Consider the following 22,119-nt stretch of genomic DNA (forward strand, 5'->3'; position numbering starts at 1 on the left):
CTGTCAATATGCCCGTTTTAGAGCGGTTGTACCTCAATTGTTCCGCTAGCTGATACGTTCACTTGGCTTGAACCAGCCTCTATCTCAGGTGTTGCATCTGCCATCATTGCGGCACCTTTGGCCATCACCATGTTGGTGCGGAAAACAGGCGGGTTGTAGCCACCGCTGTTCAGGCTTAGGTTGACGATTTTGTAGTGCTTGCCACCCAACGCTTCGGTGGCGATCTTGGCTCGGGCTTTAAAGGCCTCTATGGCACTTTTCATCAATGCGTCTTCATTGGTTTTGCGGGTGGTGTCAGCAATGCTGAAGTTCATTCCACCCATTTTCAGATTGCCGAGTAGCTCGCCGGTAAGTTTTGACAGTACGGCGAAGTCGGCGCTCTCCAGACGCAGCTCAGCGCGTTCTCGCCAAGCTGTAATTTTCTGGCCTTTGTCGTCATAGACCGGGTAGCTGTTGCGACTGCCTGATGTGACCGTAATACCTTTGACCTTGCGCGCCTGGCTGATGGCGTCGTTCATGCTTGTGCTGATTTTGGTCGCCAGTTCAGCAGGATCGCTGCTCTGGTCTTCACTGTAGAGGGTGACGTGCATCAGGTCGTGGGCGATTTCTTTGCTGACTTCGGCACTCAATGAAATCTGGTTATAGCGCTGGTCATCTGCCGTGGCGGACAGACTGAACAGGGCGCTGGCGCTGATCAGGGTGGCGGTCGCTAAACGGGTAATTGGCATCATGGCGGTTTTCCTTGTGGGTGAGCGCATTGTCTATGCACAGCTTTCCTGAGGTTAGACGGTGTTGGCTGCTGAAAAGGGTTAATGCCTGCTATTGGTTTTGCCCATGCTCGCTGCGGCTTGTTGCCGCAGATGGTGTGCGTGGGCCTTGGTTATACTCGCCAAGCTCGCTGAACGAGTATCCGGAGCATTTTGGAGAATCTATGCTCGCACCTGTGCAATTGCTGTCGGCGAGCCGGCAGAACCTCTGGCGTCTCACTTTTATCCGTATCTTGGTACTGGCTGCGCAGGCAGGCTCGGTTGGGCTGGCCTACAACTCGGGTATCTTGCCACTGCCTTGGCTGGAGCTGAGTGTCACCCTGGGGATTTCGCTGGTGCTGTGTTTGCTCACGGCCTTGCGTTTACGTGGCCCTTGGCCGGTCACTGAGGCTGAGTACGCCTTGCACTTGGCCTGCGATCTGGTGATCCACAGCCTGCTTCTGTATTACTCAGGCGGTTCAACTAACCCGTTTGTCTCGTATTACTTGGTGCCGCTGACCATTGCTGCGGCAACTTTGTCCTGGATGTATACCGTGACCCTGTCAGGCTTGGCGCTGGCAGGGTATACCTTGTTGCTGGTGTGGTCGCATCCACTGGATATGCCCACTGGTTCGCGGGAAAGTTTGCTGATTTACGGCATGTGGTTGAGCTTTGCCTTAGCAGCCGGGCTGATTACCTTCTTTGTGGCGAAAATGGCTGAAGAGCTTCGCCAGCAGGAAGAAATACGTGCCGAGCGCCGAGAAGAGGGCTTGCGTGACCAGCAGTTGCTGGCGGTGGCCACTCAGGCCGCGGGCGCAGCGCATGAACTAGGGACTCCCCTGGCGACCATGAGCGTGCTGATCAAGGAAATGCGTCGGGAGCACCCGGAGCCGACCTTGCAGGAAGATCTGGCGGTGCTCCAAGAGCAGGTGAAGTTGTGCAAAGAGACTTTGCAGCAATTGGTGCGTGCCGCTGAGGCTGATCGACGTCAAGCCGTAGTCGATCAGACCTGTGTAGAGTGGCTGGAAGCTGCACTTAATCGCTGGCACCTCATGAGACCCGAAGCAAGTTACCGTTATCAATGCATGGGCAGGGGGCAGCCACCCCGGTTGATGCCACCCGCTGATTTGACTCAGGCATTGCTGAACCTACTTAACAACGCTGCTGATGCCTGCCCTGAGAACCTGGATGTCCGTCTGAACTGGGATCATCAGTGGATTACCCTGAATATCCGTGACTTTGGAGCCGGGGTACCTTTGGCGATTGCTGAGCAATTAGGCCGGCCTTTTTTCACCACCAAAGGCAAAGGCTTTGGCCTGGGGCTGTTCTTGAGTCAAGCCAGCGTCAATCGTGCCGGTGGTACTGTTAAACTCTATAACCACGAAGAAGGTGGCACGCTCACGGAGCTTAAATTGCCGCGTGCCTATAGCCGAGCATAAGGGAACTCTGTATGAGCGAAGAACTCCTGTTTGACGGTGAAGAACAACCGCATTTGCTGTTGGTCGATGATGATCCGACCTTTACCCGCGTTATGGCCAGAGCGATGAGTCGACGTGGGTTGCGTGTCTCGATTGCGAGTTCTGCCGAAGAGGGGCTGACAATGGCCCAGCAGGACGTGCCGGACTACGCTGTGGTCGACTTGAAGATGGCCGGCGACTCTGGGCTGGTGCTGTTACCCAAGTTGCTGGAAGTTGACGCAGAAATGCGTGTGGTGATCCTTACCGGTTATTCCAGCATTGCCACGGCGGTTGAGGCGATCAAACGTGGGGCCTGCAATTATCTGTGCAAGCCGGCCGATGCCGATGATGTGTTAGCTGCCTTGCTGACTCAGCACGCGGATCTGGATACCTTGGTGCCGGAAAACCCGATGTCTGTCGATCGGCTGCAGTGGGAGCACATTCAGCGGGTGCTCAGCGAACATGAAGGGAATATTTCCGCGACGGCCCGTGCTCTGGGCATGCACCGCCGAACCTTGCAACGCAAGCTGCAAAAACGCCCAGTTCGTCGTTGAGTGTGGCCAGTGTGTTCGTTCCGGGGTATGGAACGAACACACCACAGAGTGCTTACTGGTGGGCTTCACCGATCAAGGGGAAAACACCCATCAGCAGGGCTGCGACCATGATGGCTAGACAGATAAGAATGGCCCACTTCAGGGTAAAGCGCTGATGTTCACCAAAATCGATCTTCGCCAGGCCGACCAGCAGATACGTGGATGGCACCAGCGGGCTTAGCAGGTGAACCGGTTGCCCGACGATTGAGGCTCGGGCCATTTCGACTGCCGAAATACCGTAGTGTGAGGCCGCTTCAGTCAATACCGGTAGAACGCCATAGTAGAAGGCATCGTTAGACATGAAGAATGTAAACGGCATGCTAACGATGGCAGTAATGGTCGCCAAGTAAGGTCCCATCGACGGTGGAATCACGCTCAGCAAACTCTTGGACATGGCATCAACCATGCCGGTGCCGCTGAGGATGCCGGTGAAAATACCTGCCGCAAAAATCAGTCCCACTACTGCCAATACGTTTCCCGCATGGGCAGCGACGCGATCCTTCTGTTCTTGAAGGTTGGGGTAGTTAATGATCATGGCCAGGCTGAAAAAGATCATAAACAGTACTGGCAGCGGCAGAATGCCTGCGATCAGGCATCCCATCAGCGTAATTGTCAGAACCGCGTTGACCCACAGTAGTTTGGGGCGGCGAGCCTCTGGGGATTGCGAAACGCTGATATTTTCGTAGTGCTGTGTGTCTTCGGCTAGGCGAAGAATGCCCAGTCGTGCGCGTTCACGTTTGCCGTATAGCCAGGCAATCCCAAACAGAACCACAGCACCGATCAGCATGGCTGGAATCATGGGGACAAAAATGTCTGACGGGTCAACGTGCAGTGCACTTGCAGCTCGCGCGGTAGGGCCACCCCATGGGGTCATATTCATGATGCCGCCGGCAAGAATGATCAAGCCGGCCATGATGCGAGGGTCCATACCCAGGCGGCTATAGAGCGGTAGCATGGCGGCTACACAGATCATGTAGGTGGTTGCACCGTCGCCATCCAGTGACACGATCAGAGCCAGAGCGGCTGTGCCCATAGAGACTTTCAGAGGGTCGCCTTTGACCACGCGCAAAATTGCCCGTACGGCAGGGTCGAACAGCCCTGAGTCGATCATTACAGCAAAGTAGAGGATCGCGAACATCAGCATCACGCCTGTCGGCGCGAGTTTGCTGATGCCTTCAAGCATCATGGGGCCAATGTCGTGGGCGAACCCGCCCAAGATGGCGAACAGGATGGGGATGATGATCAAGGCAATCAGGGCGGAAAGGCGCTTGCTCATGATCAGGTACATGAAAGTAATGACCATGGCGAAGCCAAGGAACGTCAGCATTATGGTTCTCCGAATCGCTGATACGGGCAGTGATAGTCAGGCGTGCCGAGCCCTAGCATGAGTGGGCGGCAGGGTGTCGGAGAGGGTAGATACTCTGAGGGCACCAGGCTGGCTGTTAAACATTGCTATCACCGTTGTTTTTGTCTTCGGCTGTCAGATGAACTGACAGGTACCGGGCCGGTTCGAGCCGGCGGCCTGAATCTACGGAGAGAATCTTTCATCCAGCTTTCAGGGCGACAGCTGTAGTGGCTTTTTGTCGGGCAGTGGGGCTTCAGAGAGTACGGGCATAAGCACCGCGTGGGCTGATATGATCAAGAAACCTGTCTAGCCCGTGGCTTTGATCATGTTTGCAATTTTTTCTGAGACATTTGCGGTTACCGCGCCGGTATTCGCGATGTTGTTTCTGGGTGTGTTGCTGAAGCGTTTGGGCCAGGTTGATGCCGCATTTGTCAGCACGGCAACAGCGCTGGTGTTCAATGTCAGCATGCCGGTGATGCTGTTTCTGGCTATTTTGCATGCGGACTTAAATACCGCGTTGCAGCCCAAACTGCTGGGCTATTTTCTATTGGCTACTGTGGTGGGCTTCCTGCTGGCCTGGGCTTGGGCCATTTGGCGTGTGCCGAAGGCTGAGCGTGGGGTTTATGTTCAGGGCGCGTTTCGGGGTAATAACGGCATCATTGGGCTGGCGCTGGCCACCAGCCTGTACGGTGATTACGGTTTATCCCTCGGTGGTGTGCTCGGTGGCTTGGTAATTCTGAGCTACAACACCTTGTCTGCGCTGGTTCTGGCTGTGTACAGCCCGCAGGCGAAGGCAACGGTGTGGAGTATCAGTAAGAGCATTATCACCAATCCGTTGATACTGGGCGTTGTGACAGCTATCCCCTTTGCCTATTGGAAAATAGGCTTACCCGCTTGGGTGACGACATCCGGTGAGTACTTGGCTCAGCTGACATTGCCGCTGGCGCTGATCTGCATCGGTGCGAGTTTGTCGCTGGCGGCGCTGCGGGAGAGTGGTGTGCTGGCGCTAAGTGCCAGCCTGATGAAGGTTTTATGGCTCCCTGCTCTGGGCACCCTCGGGGCATTTATGTTCGGCTTCCGTGGGGCAGAGCTGGGAATTCTGTTTTTGTTTTTTGTCAGCCCGACTGCTGCGGCCAGCTTTGTGATGGCGAAGGCGGTGGGTAGCAATTACCAGTTGGCTGCAGCGATTATTGTGCTGACGACATTGTTGGCAGCTATTTCCACCAATTTGGGCTTGTTCATCCTGCAATGGGGCGGCTGGATCTGATCGCCGTGCAGTTCACGGCGATCAGAATGTTTTAGCCTTCGGCCTGCGCTTGCTGCCAGCTCTCAATCACTTCCTGTGCGGCGCGGAAGGCATCAATGGCCGCTGGTACGCCAGCGTAAACGGCGCAGTGCAGCAGCGCTTCGCGGATTTCCTCGACACTGCAGCCGTTGTTAAGAGCGCCCCGGACATGGCCTTTGAGCTCTTGGGGGCATTTCAGAGCGGTCAGCGCGGCGAGGGTAATGAGGCTGCGTGTCTTACGATCCAAGCCTTCTCGTGTCCAGACGCCACCCCAAGCATGTTCATTGACGAAGTCCTGCAGCGGCTGGGTGAACTCGGTTGCATTGCTCAAGGCCCGATCAACGAAGGCATCGCCCATGACTTCCCGGCGGGCTTTCAGGCCTTGTTGGTGGTTGTCAGTCATTTCGCATACTCCTGATTACGTTGTTTTTTCCAGGCCCGTCCGACAATGACGATCAGGCTCACGGCAGTCAGCGGAATAACATAACCGAGCATGGCATGGGACAGCGTGGTGGCGAATGCTTGCCCCGTTGAGCTGGTGATGAGGTACGCCGTGTAGGCCACGTAGTACGCCAGGAATAGCAGGCCCTCCCAGCGATTGATGCAGTAGCCCGCAAAGAAAATCGGCAGGCATGCTAGGGCGACACCGATCATTACCGGGAAGTCAAAGGCCAGTGCGTTTGCAGAAACATTAATCGGCAAGGGGGCCACTAGAGCTGACAGGCCCAATACACACAGCAGGTTGAAAATATTACTGCCGACGATATTGCCTACAGCGATATCCCGTTCCCCTTTAAAGGCCGCCAGTAATGACGTGGCCAGTTCAGGCAGCGAGGTGCCCACTGCGACTACTGTGAGGCCGATCACCAGTTCGGAAATCCCCAGCGCCCGGGCCAGGGTGATGGCGCCTTCAACCAGAAAGTTGGATCCAACAACGAGTAGTACAAGACCGACAACGATGAGAGACAGGTTGATCAGCCAGGCATTTGGCTTTTTGCTCTTTGTGTCGCCGAACTCCTTTGCAAACTCATCATTTGCGTCGGCTGCGCTGTTAGCGTCGCGTCGGCTGTAATAAATGAGGAAGGCGGTGTAGGCAATGATTCCGGCAAACAAAATGGCGCCGTCAATTTTTCCCAGCTGGCCGTCCCATGCCAGTGCAAAGGTGAGGAGGCTGGCTCCGATCATGATGGGCACATCCAGCCGTATCAGTTGGCGCGAGACCAGCAAGGGGGCAACCAGTGCGGTAAGACCGAGAATCAGCAGGACGTTGGCGATGTTGCTACCGACCACGTTGCCGATGGCAAGGTCGCCGCTGCCTTCTACCGCAGCTTGTACGCTGACAGCGGTTTCCGGAGCGCTGGTGCCGAAGGCAACCACGGTAAGGCCAATGATTAGCGGGGGGATGCCCAGCTGTGCGGCTAGTTTCGCGGCTCCGCGCACCAGAACTTCAGCGCCAGCGACCAGTAAAGCGATCCCGGCTACCAGATACACAAAGGTCATAATGGTCATGCGTGTTTCCTGATCGTGTTGGCAGACTAATTGAGGGGCTGAATCCTAACGGGGGCTATGCCGTCTCTGAGCATATCCAACTCTTTTGCGGCTTGGTACGAAAGATCAATGATCCGCTTGCGTATGTGAGGGCCGCGATCATTGATACGCACCACCACGCTTTTGTTGTTGCGCAGGTTGGTGACGCGAACCTTGGTACCAAATGGCAGGGTGCGGTGGGCGGCCGTAAGGGCATATTGATTAAAAGGCTCACCGCTGGCCGTTTTTTTGCCATGGTGCTGCGCGCCATAGTAAGACGCCATGCCCTCATCTGATGAGCCAGGGCCAAGTGTGGAGCACGCAGTTAAAGCAAGGCTAATCAGGATGAGTAGCAGTAGGCGCATAGTCATTCCTCTGTAATTTGCCGGGCGCAGATAGCACAACGCCGGGCGAGCCCGGCGTTGTGCGCTATGGAACAGCTTAACCTTCGAGTTTCTTCTTCAGAAGTTCGTTCACTTGTCCCGGGTTGGCCTTGCCTTTGGAAGCTTTCATGGCTTGGCCGACAAAGAAACCGAACATTTTTCCGCGCTTGGCTTCATCGCTGGCGCGGTATTGCTCGACCTGCTCAGCGTTGGCTGCCAGCACTTCATCGAGCATGGCTTCAATCGCGCCACTGTCGGTGACTTGCTTGAGGCCTTTCTTCTCGATGATTTCGTCGGCAGTGGCGCCTTCGCCAGCGGCCAGCGCCTCGAAGACCATCTTGGCGATTTTGCCGCTGATGGTGTTGTCCTTGATGCGCAGGATCATGCCGCCCAGTTGTTCGGCACTGACCGGAGACTGGTCGATTTCCAGGTTGTCTTTGTTGAGCAGGCTGGACAGCTCGCCCATCACCCAGTTGGCCGCCAGCTTGGCGTCGCCACATACCTGCTGCACGGCTTCGAAGTAGTCAGCCATTTCACGGCTGGCTGCCAGCACAGTGGCGTCGTAGGTGGACAAGCCGAACTGCGACTCAAAGCGCTCGCGCTTCTGCACCGGCAACTCCGGCAGGCTGGCGCGTACTTCGTCGAGGAAGCTTTGCTCAATCACCACCGGCAGCAGGTCAGGGCAAGGGAAGTAACGGTAGTCGTTAGCTTCTTCCTTGCTGCGCATAGAGCGGGTCTGGTCTTTGTTCGGGTCGTACAGGCGGGTTTCCTGTACCACTTTACCGCCGTCTTCGATCAGCTCGATCTGGCGCTGCACTTCATAGTTGATGGCTTTCTCAATGAAGCGGAACGAGTTGACGTTCTTGATCTCAGCGCGGGTGCCGAATTCAGCCTGACCTTTCGGGCGCACAGAGACGTTGCAGTCGCAGCGCAGCGAGCCTTCGGCCATGTTGCCGTCGCAGATACCCAGATAGCGGACCAGTGCGTGGATAGCTTTAACGTAAGCAACGGCTTCTTTGGCGCTGCGGATATCCGGCTCAGAAACGATTTCCAGCAGTGGCGTACCGGCACGGTTCAGGTCGATGCCGCTCATGCCCTGGAAATCTTCGTGCAGGGATTTGCCTGCGTCTTCTTCCAGGTGGGCACGGGTGATGCCGATGCGCTTGGTGGTGCCGTCCTCAAGGGTGATGTCCAGATGGCCTTTGCCAACGATGGGGTGATCCATCTGGCTGGTCTGGTAGCCCTTGGGCAGGTCTGGGTAGAAGTAGTTTTTACGGGCGAAAACGTTTGTCTCGGCAATCTCTGCATCAATTGCCAAGCCGAATTTGCAGGCCATGCGTACGGCTTCGGCGTTGAGCACCGGTAGAGTGCCGGGCATGCCGAGGTCGATCAGGCTGGCCTGAGTGTTCGGCTCGGCGCCGAAGGCGATGGCGCTGCCGGAGAAAATCTTCGATTGAGTGCTGAGCTGTGCGTGGATTTCCAGCCCGATCACGGTTTCCCATTGCATATGAGTCTTCCTCAGAATCCGGTTGGGGCTTGTTTGTGCCAGTCGCTGACCGACTGATACTGGTGGGCCACGTTAAGCAGGCGGGCTTCCTGGAAGTACGGTGCGAGCAGTTGCACGCCCACCGGCAAGCCATCGACGAAGCCAGCGGGCATCGACAGGCCGGGAATACCGGCGAGGTTGGCGGTGATGGTGTAAATGTCTTCCAGGTAGGCCGCGACCGGATCGTTGTTCTTCTCGCCCAGTTTCCAGGCCAGGTTTGGCGTGGTTGGGCCGAGAATTACGTCAACCTCGTTGAACGCGCCGACAAAGTCGTTCTTGATCAGGCGACGGATTTTCTGCGCCTTGAGGTAATAGGCGTCGTAGTAGCCAGCGGACAGCGCATAGGTACCGACCATGATGCGGCGCTTAACTTCGGCACCGAAACCTTCGCCACGGGAGCGCTTGTACAGGTCTTCAAGGTTGGTCGGGTTCTCGCAGCGGTAGCCGAAGCGTACGCCGTCGAAGCGCGACAGGTTGGAGCTGGCCTCCGCCGGGGCGATTACATAATAAGCAGGGATCGCGTGTTGCATGTTCGGCAGGCTGATTTCCTTGACGGTAGCGCCGAGTTTTTTCAGCTCTTCGACTACGGCCATCACCTTGTCGGCAATGCGGCTGTCCAGACCTGCGCCGAAGTACTCTTTCGGCAGGCCGATACGCAGGCCGTTCAGCGGTTGGCTCAGTGATGCCAGATAGTCATCAACTGGCTGATCAACGCTGGTTGAGTCCTTGCTGTCGAAACCGGCCATGGTCTGCAGCATCAGGGCGCAGTCTTCAGCCGTGCGCGCCAGTGGGCCGCCTTGGTCCAGGCTGGAGGCGTAAGCGATCATGCCCCAGCGCGAAACACGACCGTAGGTGGGCTTGATGCCGGTCAGGTTGGTCAGTGCGGCAGGCTGGCGGATCGAACCACCCGTATCGGTGCCGGTTGCAGCGGGCAAGAGGCGTGCAGCAACAGCAGCAGCGGAGCCTCCGCTGGAACCGCCCGGTACGCGGGTCAGGTCCCACGGGTTTTTTACTGGGCCATAGTGGCTGGATTCGTTAGCCGAGCCCATGGCGAATTCGTCCATGTTCAGCTTGCCGAGGGTCACAGTGCCGGCTGCGGCGAGTTTCTCAACAACAGTGGCGTTATAAGGCGCTTTAAAGTTGTAGAGAATTTTCGAGGCGCAGGTGGTCAGCACGTCTTGTGTGCAGAACAGATCTTTGTGGCCGATCGGGGCGCCGAGAAGAGGGTTGCTCTCACCGGCAGCACGGCGGGCATCAGCAGCCTTGGCCTGAGTCAACGCCAACTCTTCGGTCACGCTGATAAAGCTATTCAGTTGTGGGTCCAGCTGCTGAATACGTTGCAGCAGGTTGCGGGTCAGTTCTTCAGAAGAAAACTGTTTCTCGGCGAGTCCGCGGGCGATCTCGGCCAGAGTCAATTGATACATGGCGTGTCTTTCCCTTACTCGATGACTTTCGGAACCAGGAATAGGCCGCTTTCAACGGCTGGGGCGATGGCCTGATAAGCGTCGCGATTGTTGCTTTCTGTGACTTGGTCCGCACGCAAACGCTGAGTGGCTTCCAGCGGATGGGACAGTGGCTCAACACCATCAGTGTTGACGGCCTGCATCTGGTCGATAAGGCCAAGAATGTTGTTCAGGGTGTCGGTGGTGGCGGGGATTTCCGCCTCGTTCAGCCCTAAACGAGCCAGATGGGCGATTTTCTCCACGTCGGAGCGCTCAAGCGCCATCAGAATTCTCCCTATATAGAGCGGCGCCAGTTTGGGCCGCCATTGGACAAGTAAATCGTACGCCCGCACAGATTGCAGGGAACGTAATGTGACAGGTGGCGGTCAAAGGCCGCGATGATGGCTTTAATAGCCCGTAAAGAGCGGCAATCTACCACAATGGTGCCTTGCTCAAAATCCCTGCCGTTGTTAGAGTTTGCGGCACTTTTTTACCCACGCTTTGTCTAGGGTCCCTAATCCCATGTTCAAAAAACTGCGTGGCATGTTTTCCAGTGATCTTTCTATCGACCTGGGCACTGCCAATACCCTGATTTATGTTCGCGAGCGTGGCATCGTCCTGAACGAGCCGTCCGTTGTTGCCATTCGTACCCATGGCAACCAGAAGAGCGTTGTGGCTGTAGGTACTGAGGCCAAACGCATGCTGGGTCGTACTCCCGGCAATATTTCCGCTATCCGCCCGATGAAAGACGGCGTGATCGCTGACTTCAGCGTCTGTGAAAAGATGCTGCAGTACTTCATCAATAAAGTTCACGAAAACAGCTTCCTGCAGCCTTCCCCGCGTGTACTGATCTGCGTACCGTGCAAATCAACTCAGGTTGAGCGCCGCGCAATCCGTGAATCTGCGCTGGGCGCAGGTGCTCGTGAAGTGTTCCTGATCGAAGAGCCGATGGCTGCTGCCATCGGTGCGGGGCTGCCGGTTGAAGAGGCCCGTGGTTCCATGGTCGTTGATATCGGTGGTGGTACCACTGAAATCGCGCTGATCTCCCTGAACGGTGTGGTGTATGCCGAATCCGTTCGTGTCGGTGGTGACCGTTTCGACGAGGCGATCATTACTTATGTACGCCGCAATTACGGCAGCCTGATCGGTGAATCCACCGCTGAGCGCATCAAGCAGGAAATCGGTACTGCCTATGCTGGGGGCGAGCTGCGTGAGGTCGACGTACGTGGCCGTAACCTGGCTGAAGGCGTGCCGCGTAGCTTCACCCTGAATTCCAACGAAGTGCTGGAAGCCCTGCAAGAGTCGCTGGCCACCATCGTTCAGGCGGTGAAGAGCGCGTTGGAGCAGTCTCCACCTGAGCTGGCGTCTGATATCGCTGAGCGCGGCTTGGTTCTAACCGGCGGTGGTGCACTGCTGCGTGATCTGGACAAACTGCTGTCCCAGGAAACCGGTTTGCCGGTGATCGTTGCCGAAGATCCGTTGACCTGTGTGGCTCGTGGCGGTGGTAAGGCGCTGGAAATGATGGATCGTCACGCCATGGACCTGCTGTCCACGGAGTAACGTCCGTACTTTGCCTGGCTCTTATTGGGGCCGGTTATGGTTTCGCAGCAGTGTGTCTGCTGAATGACAACCCTGTACATTTTGTGTACAACCACTGAGCTGCAAGCCGGGTATTGATCCGCTTGCAGCTTTTTGTTGCTGCCGCTACGAGGAATTGCCCATCAAGCCGCTATTTGCCAAAGGACCATCGCTGGGTGTGCGTCTGTTGGTGTTCACCGTTTTGTCGGTAGCGCTGATGGTGGCTGATGCGCGATTCGATGTGGTCAAACCGTTACGCGAGCAGTTGGGGCTGATTGTCGAGCCTGCTTATGTGCTTGGCCGCCTGCCTGTGACGCTATGGGAAGATGCCACCGCTGAGCTCTCTACACGCAGTGAGCTGGTTGCCGAAAATGAGCGTTTGAAAGCTGAGCAGTTGGCCATGCAGCGCCGTTTGCAAAAGCTGGCGGCCCTGACTGAGCAGAACGTGCGCTTGCGTGAGCTGCTTAATTCGGCGGCTCTGGTCGATGAGGAAGTGTTGGCCACTGAGTTGATCGGTGTGGACCCCAATCCGTTCAGCCACCGTATTCTGATCGACAAAGGCTCTAAGGATGGCGTCGTACTGGGGCAGCCTGTTTTGGATGCCCGAGGTCTTATGGGGCAGGTGGTTGAAGTCCTGCCTTATACATCCCGCGTTCTGCTGCTGACTGACAGCACCCACAGCATTCCGGTGCAGGTCAATCGCAATGGTCTGCGGGCTATTGCCAGCGGCACGGGTAATCCTGAGCGGCTTGAGCTGCGTCACGTGGCTGATACTGCGGATATCAAAGAGGGCGATTTGCTGGTTAGCTCCGGATTGGGCCAGCGGTTCCCAGCAGGCTATCCGGTTGCCGTGGTCAGTGAAGTGATACATGACTCGGGCCAGCCTTTCGCCATTGTTCGGGCCGTGCCGACTGCCATGCTAAACCGCAGCCGCTATATGCTGCTGGTGTTCTCTGATCCGCGTACGCCTGAGCAGCGTGCGGCTGATTCGGCCCAGGCTCAGGAGGCCTTAGATCAGGAAATTCTGCAACAGGCTTTGCCGGCTGGTCAGAACAGTTCGGCTCAACCTGCGGCTGCACCTGCTGGCGCTACCTCTGCTCCTGCAACACCTGCCGCACCGGCGAATACACCTGAGGCTGCACAATAATGGCTGCACGATTGAGTAATGTCTGGTTCGTCTGGCTGACCTTAGCGGTGGCGCTGTTGCTGAGCGTTTCTGCACTGCCGGGATGGGCGGAGCCCGGCCGTCCGATGTGGATTGCCCTGTTCTTGACCTACTGGGTGCTGGCATTGCCACACCGCATTGGCATGACGACTGCCTGGTGCTTTGGCCTTCTGGCCGACGTTTTGAACGGTACGCTGTTAGGCCAAAATGCACTTACTCTGATGTTTATCACATTCCTCGTGCTGAGCCTGCATCAGCGCTTACGCATGTTCCCCATGTGGCAGCAGAGCATGGTGCTGTTGATTGTGTTTGGTCTCGCTCAACTGGTGCAGTTGTGGCTGAATGCGCTGGTTGGCAGTCGTCCGCCAACCTTAGAGTTTGTATTACCTGCGTTGATCAGTGCCTTGCTCTGGCCGTGGGTGTACGTGCTGTTGCGCATCGTGCAGATGCGTTTAAGGATCAACTGATCCACGTCACATTCCTACCTTCTGACAGGGAGATGTCTTATGGCGACTCTTTACCTCGCCTCCGGATCGCCACGCAGGCGTGAGTTGCTCACGCAGATTGGCGTGCCGTTTCTCCTGTTAAAAAGCAATATCGACGAATCCGTACGGGCTGGTGAGTCTGCGCAGGACTATGTCGAGCGACTGGCACGGGAAAAAGCCCAAGCGGGGCTCGGCTCCCTTGCCGAGCGTAGCGGGGCCGTGGTGCTGGGCGCTGATACCTCAGTCGTGCTGGATGGTCGCATTCTGGGCAAGCCGGTTGATCGTGCCGATGCCTTGCAGACTCTTAAAGCCCTTTCGGGCCGAAAACATCAAGTTGTAACCGCTGTCGCGTTAATCAGTGAAGATAGACTGGTTTCCCAAGTCGTCACCAGTGAGGTCAGCTTCCGCGAATTGGACGATGCTGAGATAGAGGCTTACTGGAACACTGGCGAGCCACAGGACAAAGCGGGTAGTTATGCTATCCAGGGGCTGGCATCTATCTTCGTCAGTCATTTGCAGGGCAGTTATTCCGCGGTTGTTGGTTTGCCATTGTGTGAAACAGCTGCATTGCTCGCTGAGTTTGCAATTCCGTGCTGGCAAGTGTCGGAACATTAGCCAAGAGGTTGTTCATCGTCAGAGCCTGCTGTCGGGGCTGATGCGATGACAGCTTTACTCTGAAGAGATGAGCCATGAGTGAAGAAATCCTGATCAATATCACGCCAATGGAGTCACGGGTTGCCGTGGTGGAAAACGGTGTGTTGCAGGAAGTACACGTCGAGCGTACGCAGCGGCGGGGCATCGTCGGCAATATCTATAAAGGTAAGGTTGTCCGCGTGCTGCCGGGCATGCAGGCCGCTTTTGTTGATATTGGCCTTGAGCGTGCGGCGTTCATTCATGCGGCTGAAATCTCTACTCGTGAAGGGCAGGCAGTGGAAAGCATCAGTGCCTTGGTCCACGAGGGGCAGAGTTTGGTTGTGCAAGTGACCAAAGACCCGATTGGCAGTAAAGGGGCACGGCTAACTACGCACCTGTCGATCCCTTCGCGCTACTTGGTGTACATGCCGCGTACCAGCCATGTGGGTATTTCCCTGAAGATCGAAGACGAAGTCGAGCGCGAACGCCTGAAGCAGGTGGTGGCCGACTGCATTGCAGCTGAAGGGATCGAAGAGGCTGGCGGTTTTATTCTGCGTACGGCTGCAGATGGTGCCCGTGCCGACGAAATTCTTGCTGATATCCGTTACCTGCGCAGGTTGTGGGCGCAAATCGCTACGCAGATGAAGATCGGTCCAACGCCGATGGTGATTTATGAAGATCTCAGCCTTGCATTGAGAACTTTGCGTGATTTGGTGAATCCGAAGATCGAGAAAATTCGTGTCGACTCTCGCGAGACTTTCCAGAAGATCACCCAATTTGTAGGCGAATTGATGCCGGAAATCGCTGACCGTCTTGAGCATTACCCTGGCGAAAGGCCGATTTTCGATCTGTATGGGGTTGAGGATGAAATTCAGAAGGCCCTTGATCGTAAGGTGCCGCTGAAGTCCGGGGGGTATCTGATCATTGATCAGGCCGAGGCCATGAGCACCATTGATGTGAATACCGGTGCGTTTGTCGGCCATCGAACTCTTGAGGAAACTATCTTCAAGACTAATCTTGAAGCAGCGACTGCCATTGCCCGACAGCTGCGACTACGAAACCTTGGCGGAATCATCATCATCGACTTTATTGATATGGAAGATGAGGAGCATCAGCGTCAGGTACTTCGCACGCTGGAAAAGCAACTGGAGCGGGATCACGCCAAGACCAACATCATCGGCATCACCGAACTCGGTCTGGTGCAGATGACGCGCAAGCGCACCCGTGAAAGTCTTGAGCAGATACTGTGCGAGCCTTGCAGTGCGTGCCAGGGTCGTGGCAAGTTGAAAACGGCAGAAACCACCTGCTACGAAATTTTCCGCGAAATTCTCCGTGAGGCCAGGGCTTATCAGGCAGAGGGATACCGGGTGTTGGCTAACCAGAAGGTGGTTGATCGTCTTCTGGATGAGGAGTCGGGGAATGTGGCCGATCTGGAGGCGTTTATCGGTCGCACCATCAAATTTCAGGTTGAAACCATGTATGCACAGGATCAGTACGATGTGGTTTTACTTTAATGGCTGCGTCCAGCGTTCAGGCCTCGTCTGAGTGTCTATGCTGGGTAGGGGCTTGACGTGTTTGCTTCGTGCAGCGTTCGGGATGAGCGTTGCATTGCTGGTTTTGGCCGCCCTGTATGTGAGTTTGGGGCGCGAGCTGATGCCGTTGGTGGCCGAGTATCGGTTTGATGCCGAGAGCCGCGCCCAGCAGGCGCTGGGAATGCCCCTGCGAATTACATCCCTAGAGGGTGGCTGGAAAGGCCTGTCGCCGATTCTGAGCGCAAATGGTGTTCAAGTCGGTGAGGGCGAACAGTCTATCCATCTGGATCACATCAAAATCGTCCCTGATGTTGTCGGCAGTCTGCTGGCGCTTAAGCCCCAGGTGGCTCGGATTGAGTTTGATGGACTCAATCTTGTCGTGGAGCAGAGTCCTGAGGGTGGCTGGGCAGTTAAGGGCCTGCCTGAGCGTAAAGATCACGCTCCGTTAGATCTGCCTAAATTGTTCGGGCAGATGCAAATGATCAAGCGCATTACCCTGACTAACAGCCAAGTGACGGTGCTCATGCACGGGCAAGACCCTGTGACACTGAGTTACGCCAATCTTAGTTTTAACAATGGCGCCAGGAAGCAGAGCTTGGAAGGCCGCCTGCGACTGCCTGACGGCCAGCCAGTCGCACTCAAACTGGCAACGTCGATAAATGTCGATAGTTTGCTGGACTCGCGCGCGGATGTTTATTTGACCTTGCCGCAAAGTGATTGGGCTGCTTGGCTGCCTAAAACCTTGCTGGGTAAGTGGCGAGTGGAGCATTTGCAGCTGGGGGGGGAGGTCTGGGCAGCAGTCGACAAGGGGGCGGTGAGTCGTGCTGTAACTCACCTGCATGGGCAAGACATAAAGGCGGCTTATGCGGATCGTAAGCCCGTCAGCCTCGATGGTGTTTCGCTCAATGCCTATTACGACTTGAGCAAGCAGGGTAGCCGCCTCCTGCTGGATAACCTTGCATTCAACAATGGCGATGTACGCTGGGGCGACACTGATATCACTGTCACTCGGCAACTGGCCACGGCCGAAGACGGCGAGCACTGGAAGATCGGTATTGACCGGTTTGACCTTGGGCCGCTGCTGCCGTTGGTGACTGCTCTTGCACCTGTGCCGGACGAACAGATGCTGCGTGTAGAGCAACTCGCCCCTCGTGGTGAGTTGCGCAATATACAGCTCCAGTTCCGTCCGGGGGCTGATGGGCCTGAGCGTTTCAACTTTGCTGCTAACCTCCGACGAGTGAGCATTTCGCCTTCCCAAGGTGTGCCGGGTGCTGAGAATGTCAGCGGTAGTATCAGCGGTGATCTGGGGCAGGGCGAGCTGCGTGTCGACACGCAGGACTTTGCACTGCACCTGAATACCCTCTTTCCTAAGCCATGGCATTACCAGACAGCGAAAGCCTTGTTGAAATGGCAGCTCGATGCGGATGCCTTCACTCTGCGTGCACCGTATTTACAGGTGGTAGGTGAGGAGGGACCAGTTGCGGGGGATTTCTTGATCCGCCTGCGCAAGGACCCGGCGCTTGAGGATTACATGGACTTGCGTGTAGGCCTGCGTAACGGCGATGCACGCTTTACTGAAAAGTACTTGCCGAGCTTGTCCCCCGGGCTGAGTAAACCGCTGGATCAGTGGTTGAAAACGGCAATACGCGGTGGAGCGGTTGATGAAGGCTTCTTCCAGTATCAGGGATCGCTGAATAAAGGCGCAGCGCCAGAAGCTCGCAGCATTAGCCTGTTTTTTGCAGTGCATGACGCCGAGCTTGCATTCCAGCCAGGCTGGCCTTCTTTGCAGGAAGGTCGCGGCACGGTGTTTGTCGAAGACTCTGGCGTCCGGGTGGCGTTGGACTCTGGCTGTATATTGGATAGCCAAGTGACTAACGCCACTGCGCTTGTCCCTGCAGTAAAACCAGGGGAGAGCCCGCATTTACTGGTTGAAGGCAGCCTGAATAGTAGTCTCCCAGATGCACTGAAAATTTTGCAGGAGGCCCCAATCGGCACCCAGTCTGTCTTTGACGGCTGGGAGGGTAAAGGCGATCTGGATGGCAAGCTGGACTTGAACATACCGCTGCGCAAGGGTGAGGCTCCCGTCGTTGTGGTTGATTTTGCAGCCGATGACGCCGAGCTCAGCATGCCAACACCGGCTTTGCAGTTCAGTCATCTCAAGGGGGCATTCCGTTATGACACGCGTAGCGGTTTGAGCGCCCCCGACATCCGTGCCCAAGTATTGGGTCACTCTGTTCGTGCCAAAGCCTTTGCCGAAGGTAGAGGCGGTAAGGCGCGCAGTCGGATTGAAGCCACTGGCCAGATTGGTCTGGAAACCTTGACTGGTTGGTTAGGTGTGGACCAACCCTTGCCGTTGAGCGGGCGTATACCTTATTTCGTGAATCTGACGTTGGAGGGGCCGGATAGTCAGCTTCGGGTCAGTTCCTCCCTCAAGGGGCTGAAAATCGACCTGCCAGCACCTTTTGGCAAGCTGGCAGAAGAGGAGCGGCCGTCGGTATGGCGCATGACGCTTGGCGGAGCGGAGCGTCGTTACTGGTTTGATTACGCGGCATTGGCGAGCCTTTCATTTGCGGCCAGCCCTGGACAGTTCAATCAGGGACGTGGCGAGTTGCGCCTTGCTGACGGGCCTGCACGTCTACCGGCTGCGAGGGGGCTGCAGGTGCGTGGTCGATTGGCTGAGCTGAACTGGTCGAAGTGGCAGGAGGCGATCAAACCTTATGCCAAATCATCAGGCACTCAGTCTCTGCAGTTGTTCAGGGATGCTCAGGTGCGTTTGGGGCGATTCGAGGGGTTTGGTGTAAGTGTTAATGATGCCGAGGTAGGACTCAGCCGTGTCAGTTCAAGCTGGCGTGTGAGTGTGGACAGTAAGCAAGTCAGCGGACAAGTCTCGTTGCCCGACCAAAGCGGTGCGCCAATCGCGCTCAATTTCAATTACTTGCGCCTCCCGCCTCGCAAAACCGGGAATGACAGCACAGAGGACGTTGATTCGCCAGACACGCTGGCCAGTATCGACCCGAGAAGCGTCCCGGCGCTGGATGTGAAAGTTGATGCAGTTTTTCTTGGGGACGAGGCGCTTGGGGGGTGGAAGCTCAAGGCCAGACCAAGCACCGCCGGAGTGCGTTTTTCCGAGCTGGACCTGAATCTAAAGGGGCTTAAAATCGCTGGTGAGTCTACCTGGGAGCATGGCCCGCAAGGTGTTCGCACGCTCTATAAAGGTCGGCTAGGTGGCAGGGACTTGGCGCAGGTGCTCAGAAATTGGGGATTTGCCCCGACCGCAACCAGTGAATCTTTCCGCCTTGATGTGGATGGTAATTGGCCGGGCTCTCCAGCCTGGTTCAGCCTCAAGCGCTTCAGTGGCAGCCTCGATGCGTCCCTGCGCAAGGGACAGTTTTCTGAGGTGGACGGCACGGCATCTGCCTTGCGGGTGTTCGGTCTGTTGAACTTCAACTCTATCGGTCGCCGTTTGCGCCTAGACTTCTCCGACTTGCTGGATAAGGGGCTGAGCTATGACCGCTTTAAGGGTGTGCTGGCGGCGAGCAATGGGGTGTATGTCACTCGCAGGCCGATAACCCTGGAGGGACCATCGAGTAACTTGGAGCTGGATGGCACACTGGACATGGTCAGTGACCGTATCGATGCCAAACTGCTCGTGACGCTACCGGTTAGTAACAACTTGCCACTGGCCGCCTTGATTGTTGGGGCTCCGGCCATTGGCGGGGCGTTGTTCGTGGTAGACAAGCTATTGGGTGATCACGTTGCCCGTTTTGCCAGTGTGCAGTACGACGTTAAAGGCCCTTGGCAGGATCCGCAGATTACCTTTGACAAGCCTTTCGAAAAGCCCCGTTAAGCCTCAATTCATCAGACCCGTGCAGTCTTGCAGTCTGCCGGGTAAGCTGGTGTCTGCCTTCCAAAGAGATTGAATTGCCATGAGCTTTGCCGTGATTCAAATGGTTAGCCAGGATGATGTCCTCGCCAATCTGGCCGAGGCTCGGCGCCTGTTGAGTGATGCTGCCGAGCAGGGGGCGCAACTGGCTGTGCTGCCAGAAAACTTTGCGGCCATGGGGCGGCGTGATCTGGCGGCTTTGGGGCGGGCTGAGGCCGTAGGTGAGGGGCCAATACTACCGTGGTTGCAGCAGACTGCACGTGACCTGGGATTATGGATCGTCGCAGGAACGATCCCGCTACCGCCCGATGGCCAGCCAGACGCCAAAGCACATGCCTGCTCATTATTGATCGATAATCAGGGGCAGAGGGCTGCCCGCTACGACAAGCTGCACCTGTTCGATGTTGATGTGAGTGACAGTCACGGTCGTTACCGTGAGTCGGATGATTACGCATTTGGTGCACAGGTGGTGGTGGCTGATACGCCGGTGGGGCGTTTGGGAATGACCGTGTGTTATGACCTGCGCTTCCCTGAGTTGTACGGCAACCTGCGGGCTGCAGGAGCAGAACTGATCAGTATTCCCGCAGCCTTTACAGCAGTGACAGGTGAGGCCCATTGGCAGGTGCTGACTCGTGCGCGGGCCATTGAAACCCAATGCTATGTGTTGGCTTGTGGGCAGGGTGGAAGCCATCCGGGTGGGCGCCAGACCTTCGGTCATTCCGCGCTGATAGACCCATGGGGCCGTGTGCAGGCTGAGCTGCCTGCAGGCCCTGGTGTACTGGTTAGCAAGCGTGATGCTTCTGAGCAAGCCTCAATTCGCCAGCGGATGCCCGTGGCCCAGCACAAACGATTTTTTGCAGCAGCCGAGCCTCGGCTGCCAGCTTTGGAGAAATTATGAGCACTATGTTGGTGTCCGTGAGTGAGCACCTGCTCAACCCGGGCGGTTTGAGCGTTGAACACTTACCCGGTGTGCTGAGCGAATTAGCTGGCCCCGGTATTGATGCGGCTGACTTGTACTTCCAAAGTCAGGTCTCTGAGACCTGGGTGTTGGAAGACGGCATCGTCAAAGAGGGGAGTTTCAACCTTGATCAGGGCGTTGGTGTGCGTGCGCAATCCGGTGAGAAGACAGGCTTTGCCTACAGCAATGCGATCACCGCCGATGCGCTGACACAGGCTGCACGTGCGGCCCGTTCGATTGCCCGCTCGGGACAGGAAGGGCGCGTGCAGGCGTTTTCTGCGGGTGTTCATGCTCCCCTGTACAGTGAAGATAACCCGCTGGATGTATTGAGTCGGGCAGAAAAAGTTGAGTTGCTCAAACGCATCGACGTCGCCACACGGACGCTTGATTCACGGATCAAGCAGGTCACGGTAAGCCTTGCCGGTGTCTGGGAGCGCATACTGGTTGCGGCCAATGACGGCACGCTGGGGGCTGATGTGCGCCCGCTGGTGCGCTTCAACGTCAGTGTCATCGTCGAGCAGAACGGCCGCCGTGAGCGTGGCGGGCATGGCGGTGGCGGGCGTACCGATTACCGCTATTTCCTGGAAAAGACAGCGAACAACGAAGAGCGCGCCATGGGCTATGCCCGCGAGGCGCTGCGCCAGGCTCTGGTGAATCTGGAGGCTATCGCGGCCCCGGCAGGCACCATGCCGGTGGTGATGGGCGCAGGCTGGTCTGGAGTGCTGCTGCATGAAGCGGTTGGCCATGGCCTTGAGGGCGATTTCAACCGCAAGGGCAGTTCGGCCTATAGCGGTCGTGTGGGTGAGCAAGTGGCTTCGAGCCTGTGCACCATTGTTGATGACGGCACTCTCGCATCCCGCCGCGGTTCATTGTGCATGGATGATGAAGGCACCCAGACCCAGTGCACCACACTGATCGAGAACGGCGTGCTCAAAGGCTATATGCAGGACAAGCTTAATGCCCGCCTGATGGGTGTTGCCGCTACTGGCAACGGTCGCCGCGAGTCCTACGCGCATCTGCCGATGCCTCGCATGACTAACACCTACATGTTGGCAGGCGAAAGCGATCCGGAAGAAATCATCCGCTCGGTGAAAAAGGGCATCTACTGCGCCAACCTCGGTGGCGGTCAGGTGGATATCACCAGCGGCAAGTTTGTGTTCTCCACCAGCGAGGCCTATCTGATCGAAGACGGCAAAATTACCGCGCCGGTCAAAGGCGCAACCCTGATCGGTAATGGCCCGGAAGCCATGAGCAAGGTGTCTATGGTCGGCACTGACCTGGCGCTGGACAGCGGCGTCGGCACCTGCGGTAAGGATGGCCAGTCGGTGCCGGTGGGCGTTGGTCAGCCGACGTTGAAGATTGATGCCATCACCGTCGGTGGAACTGGAGCTTAAGTGCTTGGATTACGTCCTGAGTGTGCTGTTTGAGGTCGTTATCGAACGGTGTTGTTATCACTTGGGACGCTGGTCCGTGATCGCCGTGACATTGGGCACTTTTCGCCCAACAAGAACGGTACGCAGTGAGCGATGGTTAGTGGCGTTGGGCGTGATTGAATTGCTAG

19 protein-coding genes are annotated in these 22,119 nt (G+C 56.6%); 11 read left to right on the forward strand and 8 right to left on the reverse strand.

Annotated features, from left to right (window positions below):
* Positions 1–17: 17 nt before the first annotated feature.
* Positions 18–731 carry an SIMPL domain-containing protein gene (locus WG219_04110; protein WXL26672.1) on the reverse strand — a complete coding sequence of 238 codons (714 nt, stop codon included), beginning with the start codon at positions 729–731 and terminating at the stop codon, positions 18–20.
* A 200-nt stretch (positions 732–931) separates the two neighbouring features.
* On the opposite strand from WG219_04110, the gene WG219_04115 reads away from it, so the two are divergent.
* Together WG219_04115 and WG219_04120 are read left to right on the forward strand one after the other, a co-directional pair.
* Entirely contained in the window at positions 932–2,185 is a 1,254-nt protein-coding gene (locus tag WG219_04115; GenBank protein ID WXL26673.1) for an ATP-binding protein, read from the forward strand.
* A gap of 11 nt (positions 2,186–2,196) precedes the next feature.
* On the forward strand, positions 2,197–2,757 hold the full coding sequence (locus WG219_04120; protein WXL26674.1) for a response regulator transcription factor: 561 nt from the start codon (positions 2,197–2,199) through the stop codon (positions 2,755–2,757).
* A 52-nt stretch (positions 2,758–2,809) separates the two neighbouring features.
* Here the strand turns inward: WG219_04120 and WG219_04125 are convergent, their stop codons facing one another.
* Positions 2,810–4,123 (reverse strand): CitMHS family transporter, encoded by a 1,314-nt coding sequence (locus tag WG219_04125; GenBank protein ID WXL26675.1) that lies wholly within the window; start codon positions 4,121–4,123, stop codon positions 2,810–2,812.
* A 343-nt stretch (positions 4,124–4,466) separates the two neighbouring features.
* On the opposite strand from WG219_04125, the gene WG219_04130 reads away from it, so the two are divergent.
* Positions 4,467–5,408 (forward strand): AEC family transporter, encoded by a 942-nt coding sequence (locus WG219_04130; protein ID WXL26676.1) that lies wholly within the window; start codon positions 4,467–4,469, stop codon positions 5,406–5,408.
* Positions 5,409–5,439: 31 nt separating this feature from the next.
* Here the strand turns inward: WG219_04130 and pcaC are convergent, their stop codons facing one another.
* From pcaC to gatC, 6 genes are all read right to left on the reverse strand, one after another.
* Positions 5,440–5,829: a 4-carboxymuconolactone decarboxylase gene (gene pcaC, locus WG219_04135; GenBank protein WXL26677.1), complete on the reverse strand. Its 390-nt coding sequence runs from the start codon at positions 5,827–5,829 to the stop codon at positions 5,440–5,442.
* Positions 5,826–6,935, reverse strand: coding sequence for a calcium/sodium antiporter (locus WG219_04140; protein WXL26678.1), 1,110 nt, complete (start codon positions 6,933–6,935; stop codon positions 5,826–5,828). The genes pcaC and WG219_04140 overlap by 4 nt, the downstream gene beginning before the upstream one ends.
* A 26-nt stretch (positions 6,936–6,961) precedes the next feature.
* On the reverse strand, positions 6,962–7,324 hold the full coding sequence (locus WG219_04145) for a septal ring lytic transglycosylase RlpA family protein (protein WXL26679.1): 363 nt from the start codon (positions 7,322–7,324) through the stop codon (positions 6,962–6,964).
* Between the two features lie 70 nt (positions 7,325–7,394).
* Positions 7,395–8,843 carry an Asp-tRNA(Asn)/Glu-tRNA(Gln) amidotransferase subunit GatB gene (gene gatB / locus WG219_04150; GenBank protein ID WXL26680.1) on the reverse strand — a complete coding sequence of 483 codons (1,449 nt, stop codon included), beginning with the start codon at positions 8,841–8,843 and terminating at the stop codon, positions 7,395–7,397.
* 11 nt (positions 8,844–8,854) lie between these two features.
* The gene (gene gatA / locus WG219_04155) at positions 8,855–10,306 is read right to left on the reverse strand and encodes an Asp-tRNA(Asn)/Glu-tRNA(Gln) amidotransferase subunit GatA (protein WXL26681.1); all 1,452 of its coding nucleotides are present in this window, start codon (positions 10,304–10,306) and stop codon (positions 8,855–8,857) included.
* A 14-nt stretch (positions 10,307–10,320) separates the two neighbouring features.
* Positions 10,321–10,608 (reverse strand): Asp-tRNA(Asn)/Glu-tRNA(Gln) amidotransferase subunit GatC, encoded by a 288-nt coding sequence (gene gatC, locus WG219_04160; protein ID WXL26682.1) that lies wholly within the window; start codon positions 10,606–10,608, stop codon positions 10,321–10,323.
* 238 nt (positions 10,609–10,846) lie between these two features.
* Here gatC and mreB point away from each other — a divergent pair, with 238 nt between their 5' ends.
* From mreB to tldD, 8 genes are all read left to right on the forward strand, one after another.
* The gene (gene mreB / locus WG219_04165) at positions 10,847–11,884 is read left to right on the forward strand and encodes a rod shape-determining protein MreB (protein WXL26683.1); all 1,038 of its coding nucleotides are present in this window, start codon (positions 10,847–10,849) and stop codon (positions 11,882–11,884) included.
* A gap of 154 nt (positions 11,885–12,038) precedes the next feature.
* Positions 12,039–13,049: a rod shape-determining protein MreC gene (gene mreC / locus WG219_04170; GenBank protein WXL26684.1), complete on the forward strand. Its 1,011-nt coding sequence runs from the start codon at positions 12,039–12,041 to the stop codon at positions 13,047–13,049.
* On the forward strand, positions 13,049–13,534 hold the full coding sequence (mreD, locus tag WG219_04175; GenBank protein WXL26685.1) for a rod shape-determining protein MreD: 486 nt from the start codon (positions 13,049–13,051) through the stop codon (positions 13,532–13,534). Before mreC ends, mreD begins: the two co-directional genes overlap by 1 nt.
* Before the next feature lie 39 nt (positions 13,535–13,573).
* Positions 13,574–14,167, forward strand: coding sequence for a Maf family protein (locus WG219_04180; GenBank protein ID WXL26686.1), 594 nt, complete (start codon positions 13,574–13,576; stop codon positions 14,165–14,167).
* 74 nt (positions 14,168–14,241) lie between these two features.
* Complete coding sequence (rng, locus tag WG219_04185; protein ID WXL26687.1) at positions 14,242–15,699, forward strand: ribonuclease G; 1,458 nt, start codon at positions 14,242–14,244, stop codon at positions 15,697–15,699.
* An 82-nt stretch (positions 15,700–15,781) separates the two neighbouring features.
* Entirely contained in the window at positions 15,782–19,564 is a 3,783-nt protein-coding gene (locus WG219_04190) for a YhdP family protein (protein ID WXL26688.1), read from the forward strand.
* A gap of 79 nt (positions 19,565–19,643) precedes the next feature.
* On the forward strand, positions 19,644–20,498 hold the full coding sequence (locus WG219_04195; protein ID WXL26689.1) for a carbon-nitrogen hydrolase family protein: 855 nt from the start codon (positions 19,644–19,646) through the stop codon (positions 20,496–20,498).
* Positions 20,495–21,952, forward strand: a complete 1,458-nt coding sequence (tldD, locus tag WG219_04200) for a metalloprotease TldD (protein ID WXL26690.1) — start codon at positions 20,495–20,497, stop codon at positions 21,950–21,952. Before WG219_04195 ends, tldD begins: the two co-directional genes overlap by 4 nt.
* Positions 21,953–22,119 lie beyond the last annotated feature (167 nt).

This window comes from Pseudomonas mendocina (assembly GCA_037482215.1).
GTDB lineage: Bacteria > Pseudomonadota > Gammaproteobacteria > Pseudomonadales > Pseudomonadaceae > Aquipseudomonas > Aquipseudomonas mendocina_E.

What these genes read in the sequence shown, in the direction of transcription:
- WG219_04110 (WXL26672.1), bottom strand. Translation starts at nt 731, where the DNA reads ATGATGCCAATTACCCGTTTAGCGACCGCCACCCTGATCAGCGCCAGC.
- WG219_04115 (WXL26673.1), top strand. Translation starts at nt 932, where the DNA reads ATGCTCGCACCTGTGCAATTGCTGTCGGCGAGCCGGCAGAACCTCTGG.
- WG219_04120 (WXL26674.1), top strand. Translation starts at nt 2,197, where the DNA reads ATGAGCGAAGAACTCCTGTTTGACGGTGAAGAACAACCGCATTTGCTG.
- WG219_04125 (WXL26675.1), bottom strand. Translation starts at nt 4,123, where the DNA reads ATGCTGACGTTCCTTGGCTTCGCCATGGTCATTACTTTCATGTACCTG.
- WG219_04130 (WXL26676.1), top strand. Translation starts at nt 4,467, where the DNA reads ATGTTTGCAATTTTTTCTGAGACATTTGCGGTTACCGCGCCGGTATTC.
- pcaC (WXL26677.1), bottom strand. Translation starts at nt 5,829, where the DNA reads ATGACTGACAACCACCAACAAGGCCTGAAAGCCCGCCGGGAAGTCATG.
- WG219_04140 (WXL26678.1), bottom strand. Translation starts at nt 6,935, where the DNA reads ATGACCATTATGACCTTTGTGTATCTGGTAGCCGGGATCGCTTTACTG.
- WG219_04145 (WXL26679.1), bottom strand. Translation starts at nt 7,324, where the DNA reads ATGACTATGCGCCTACTGCTACTCATCCTGATTAGCCTTGCTTTAACT.
- gatB (WXL26680.1), bottom strand. Translation starts at nt 8,843, where the DNA reads ATGCAATGGGAAACCGTGATCGGGCTGGAAATCCACGCACAGCTCAGC.
- gatA (WXL26681.1), bottom strand. Translation starts at nt 10,306, where the DNA reads ATGTATCAATTGACTCTGGCCGAGATCGCCCGCGGACTCGCCGAGAAA.
- gatC (WXL26682.1), bottom strand. Translation starts at nt 10,608, where the DNA reads ATGGCGCTTGAGCGCTCCGACGTGGAGAAAATCGCCCATCTGGCTCGT.
- mreB (WXL26683.1), top strand. Translation starts at nt 10,847, where the DNA reads ATGTTCAAAAAACTGCGTGGCATGTTTTCCAGTGATCTTTCTATCGAC.
- mreD (WXL26685.1), top strand. Translation starts at nt 13,049, where the DNA reads ATGGCTGCACGATTGAGTAATGTCTGGTTCGTCTGGCTGACCTTAGCG.
- WG219_04180 (WXL26686.1), top strand. Translation starts at nt 13,574, where the DNA reads ATGGCGACTCTTTACCTCGCCTCCGGATCGCCACGCAGGCGTGAGTTG.
- rng (WXL26687.1), top strand. Translation starts at nt 14,242, where the DNA reads ATGAGTGAAGAAATCCTGATCAATATCACGCCAATGGAGTCACGGGTT.
- WG219_04190 (WXL26688.1), top strand. Translation starts at nt 15,782, where the DNA reads ATGAGCGTTGCATTGCTGGTTTTGGCCGCCCTGTATGTGAGTTTGGGG.
- WG219_04195 (WXL26689.1), top strand. Translation starts at nt 19,644, where the DNA reads ATGAGCTTTGCCGTGATTCAAATGGTTAGCCAGGATGATGTCCTCGCC.
- tldD (WXL26690.1), top strand. Translation starts at nt 20,495, where the DNA reads ATGAGCACTATGTTGGTGTCCGTGAGTGAGCACCTGCTCAACCCGGGC.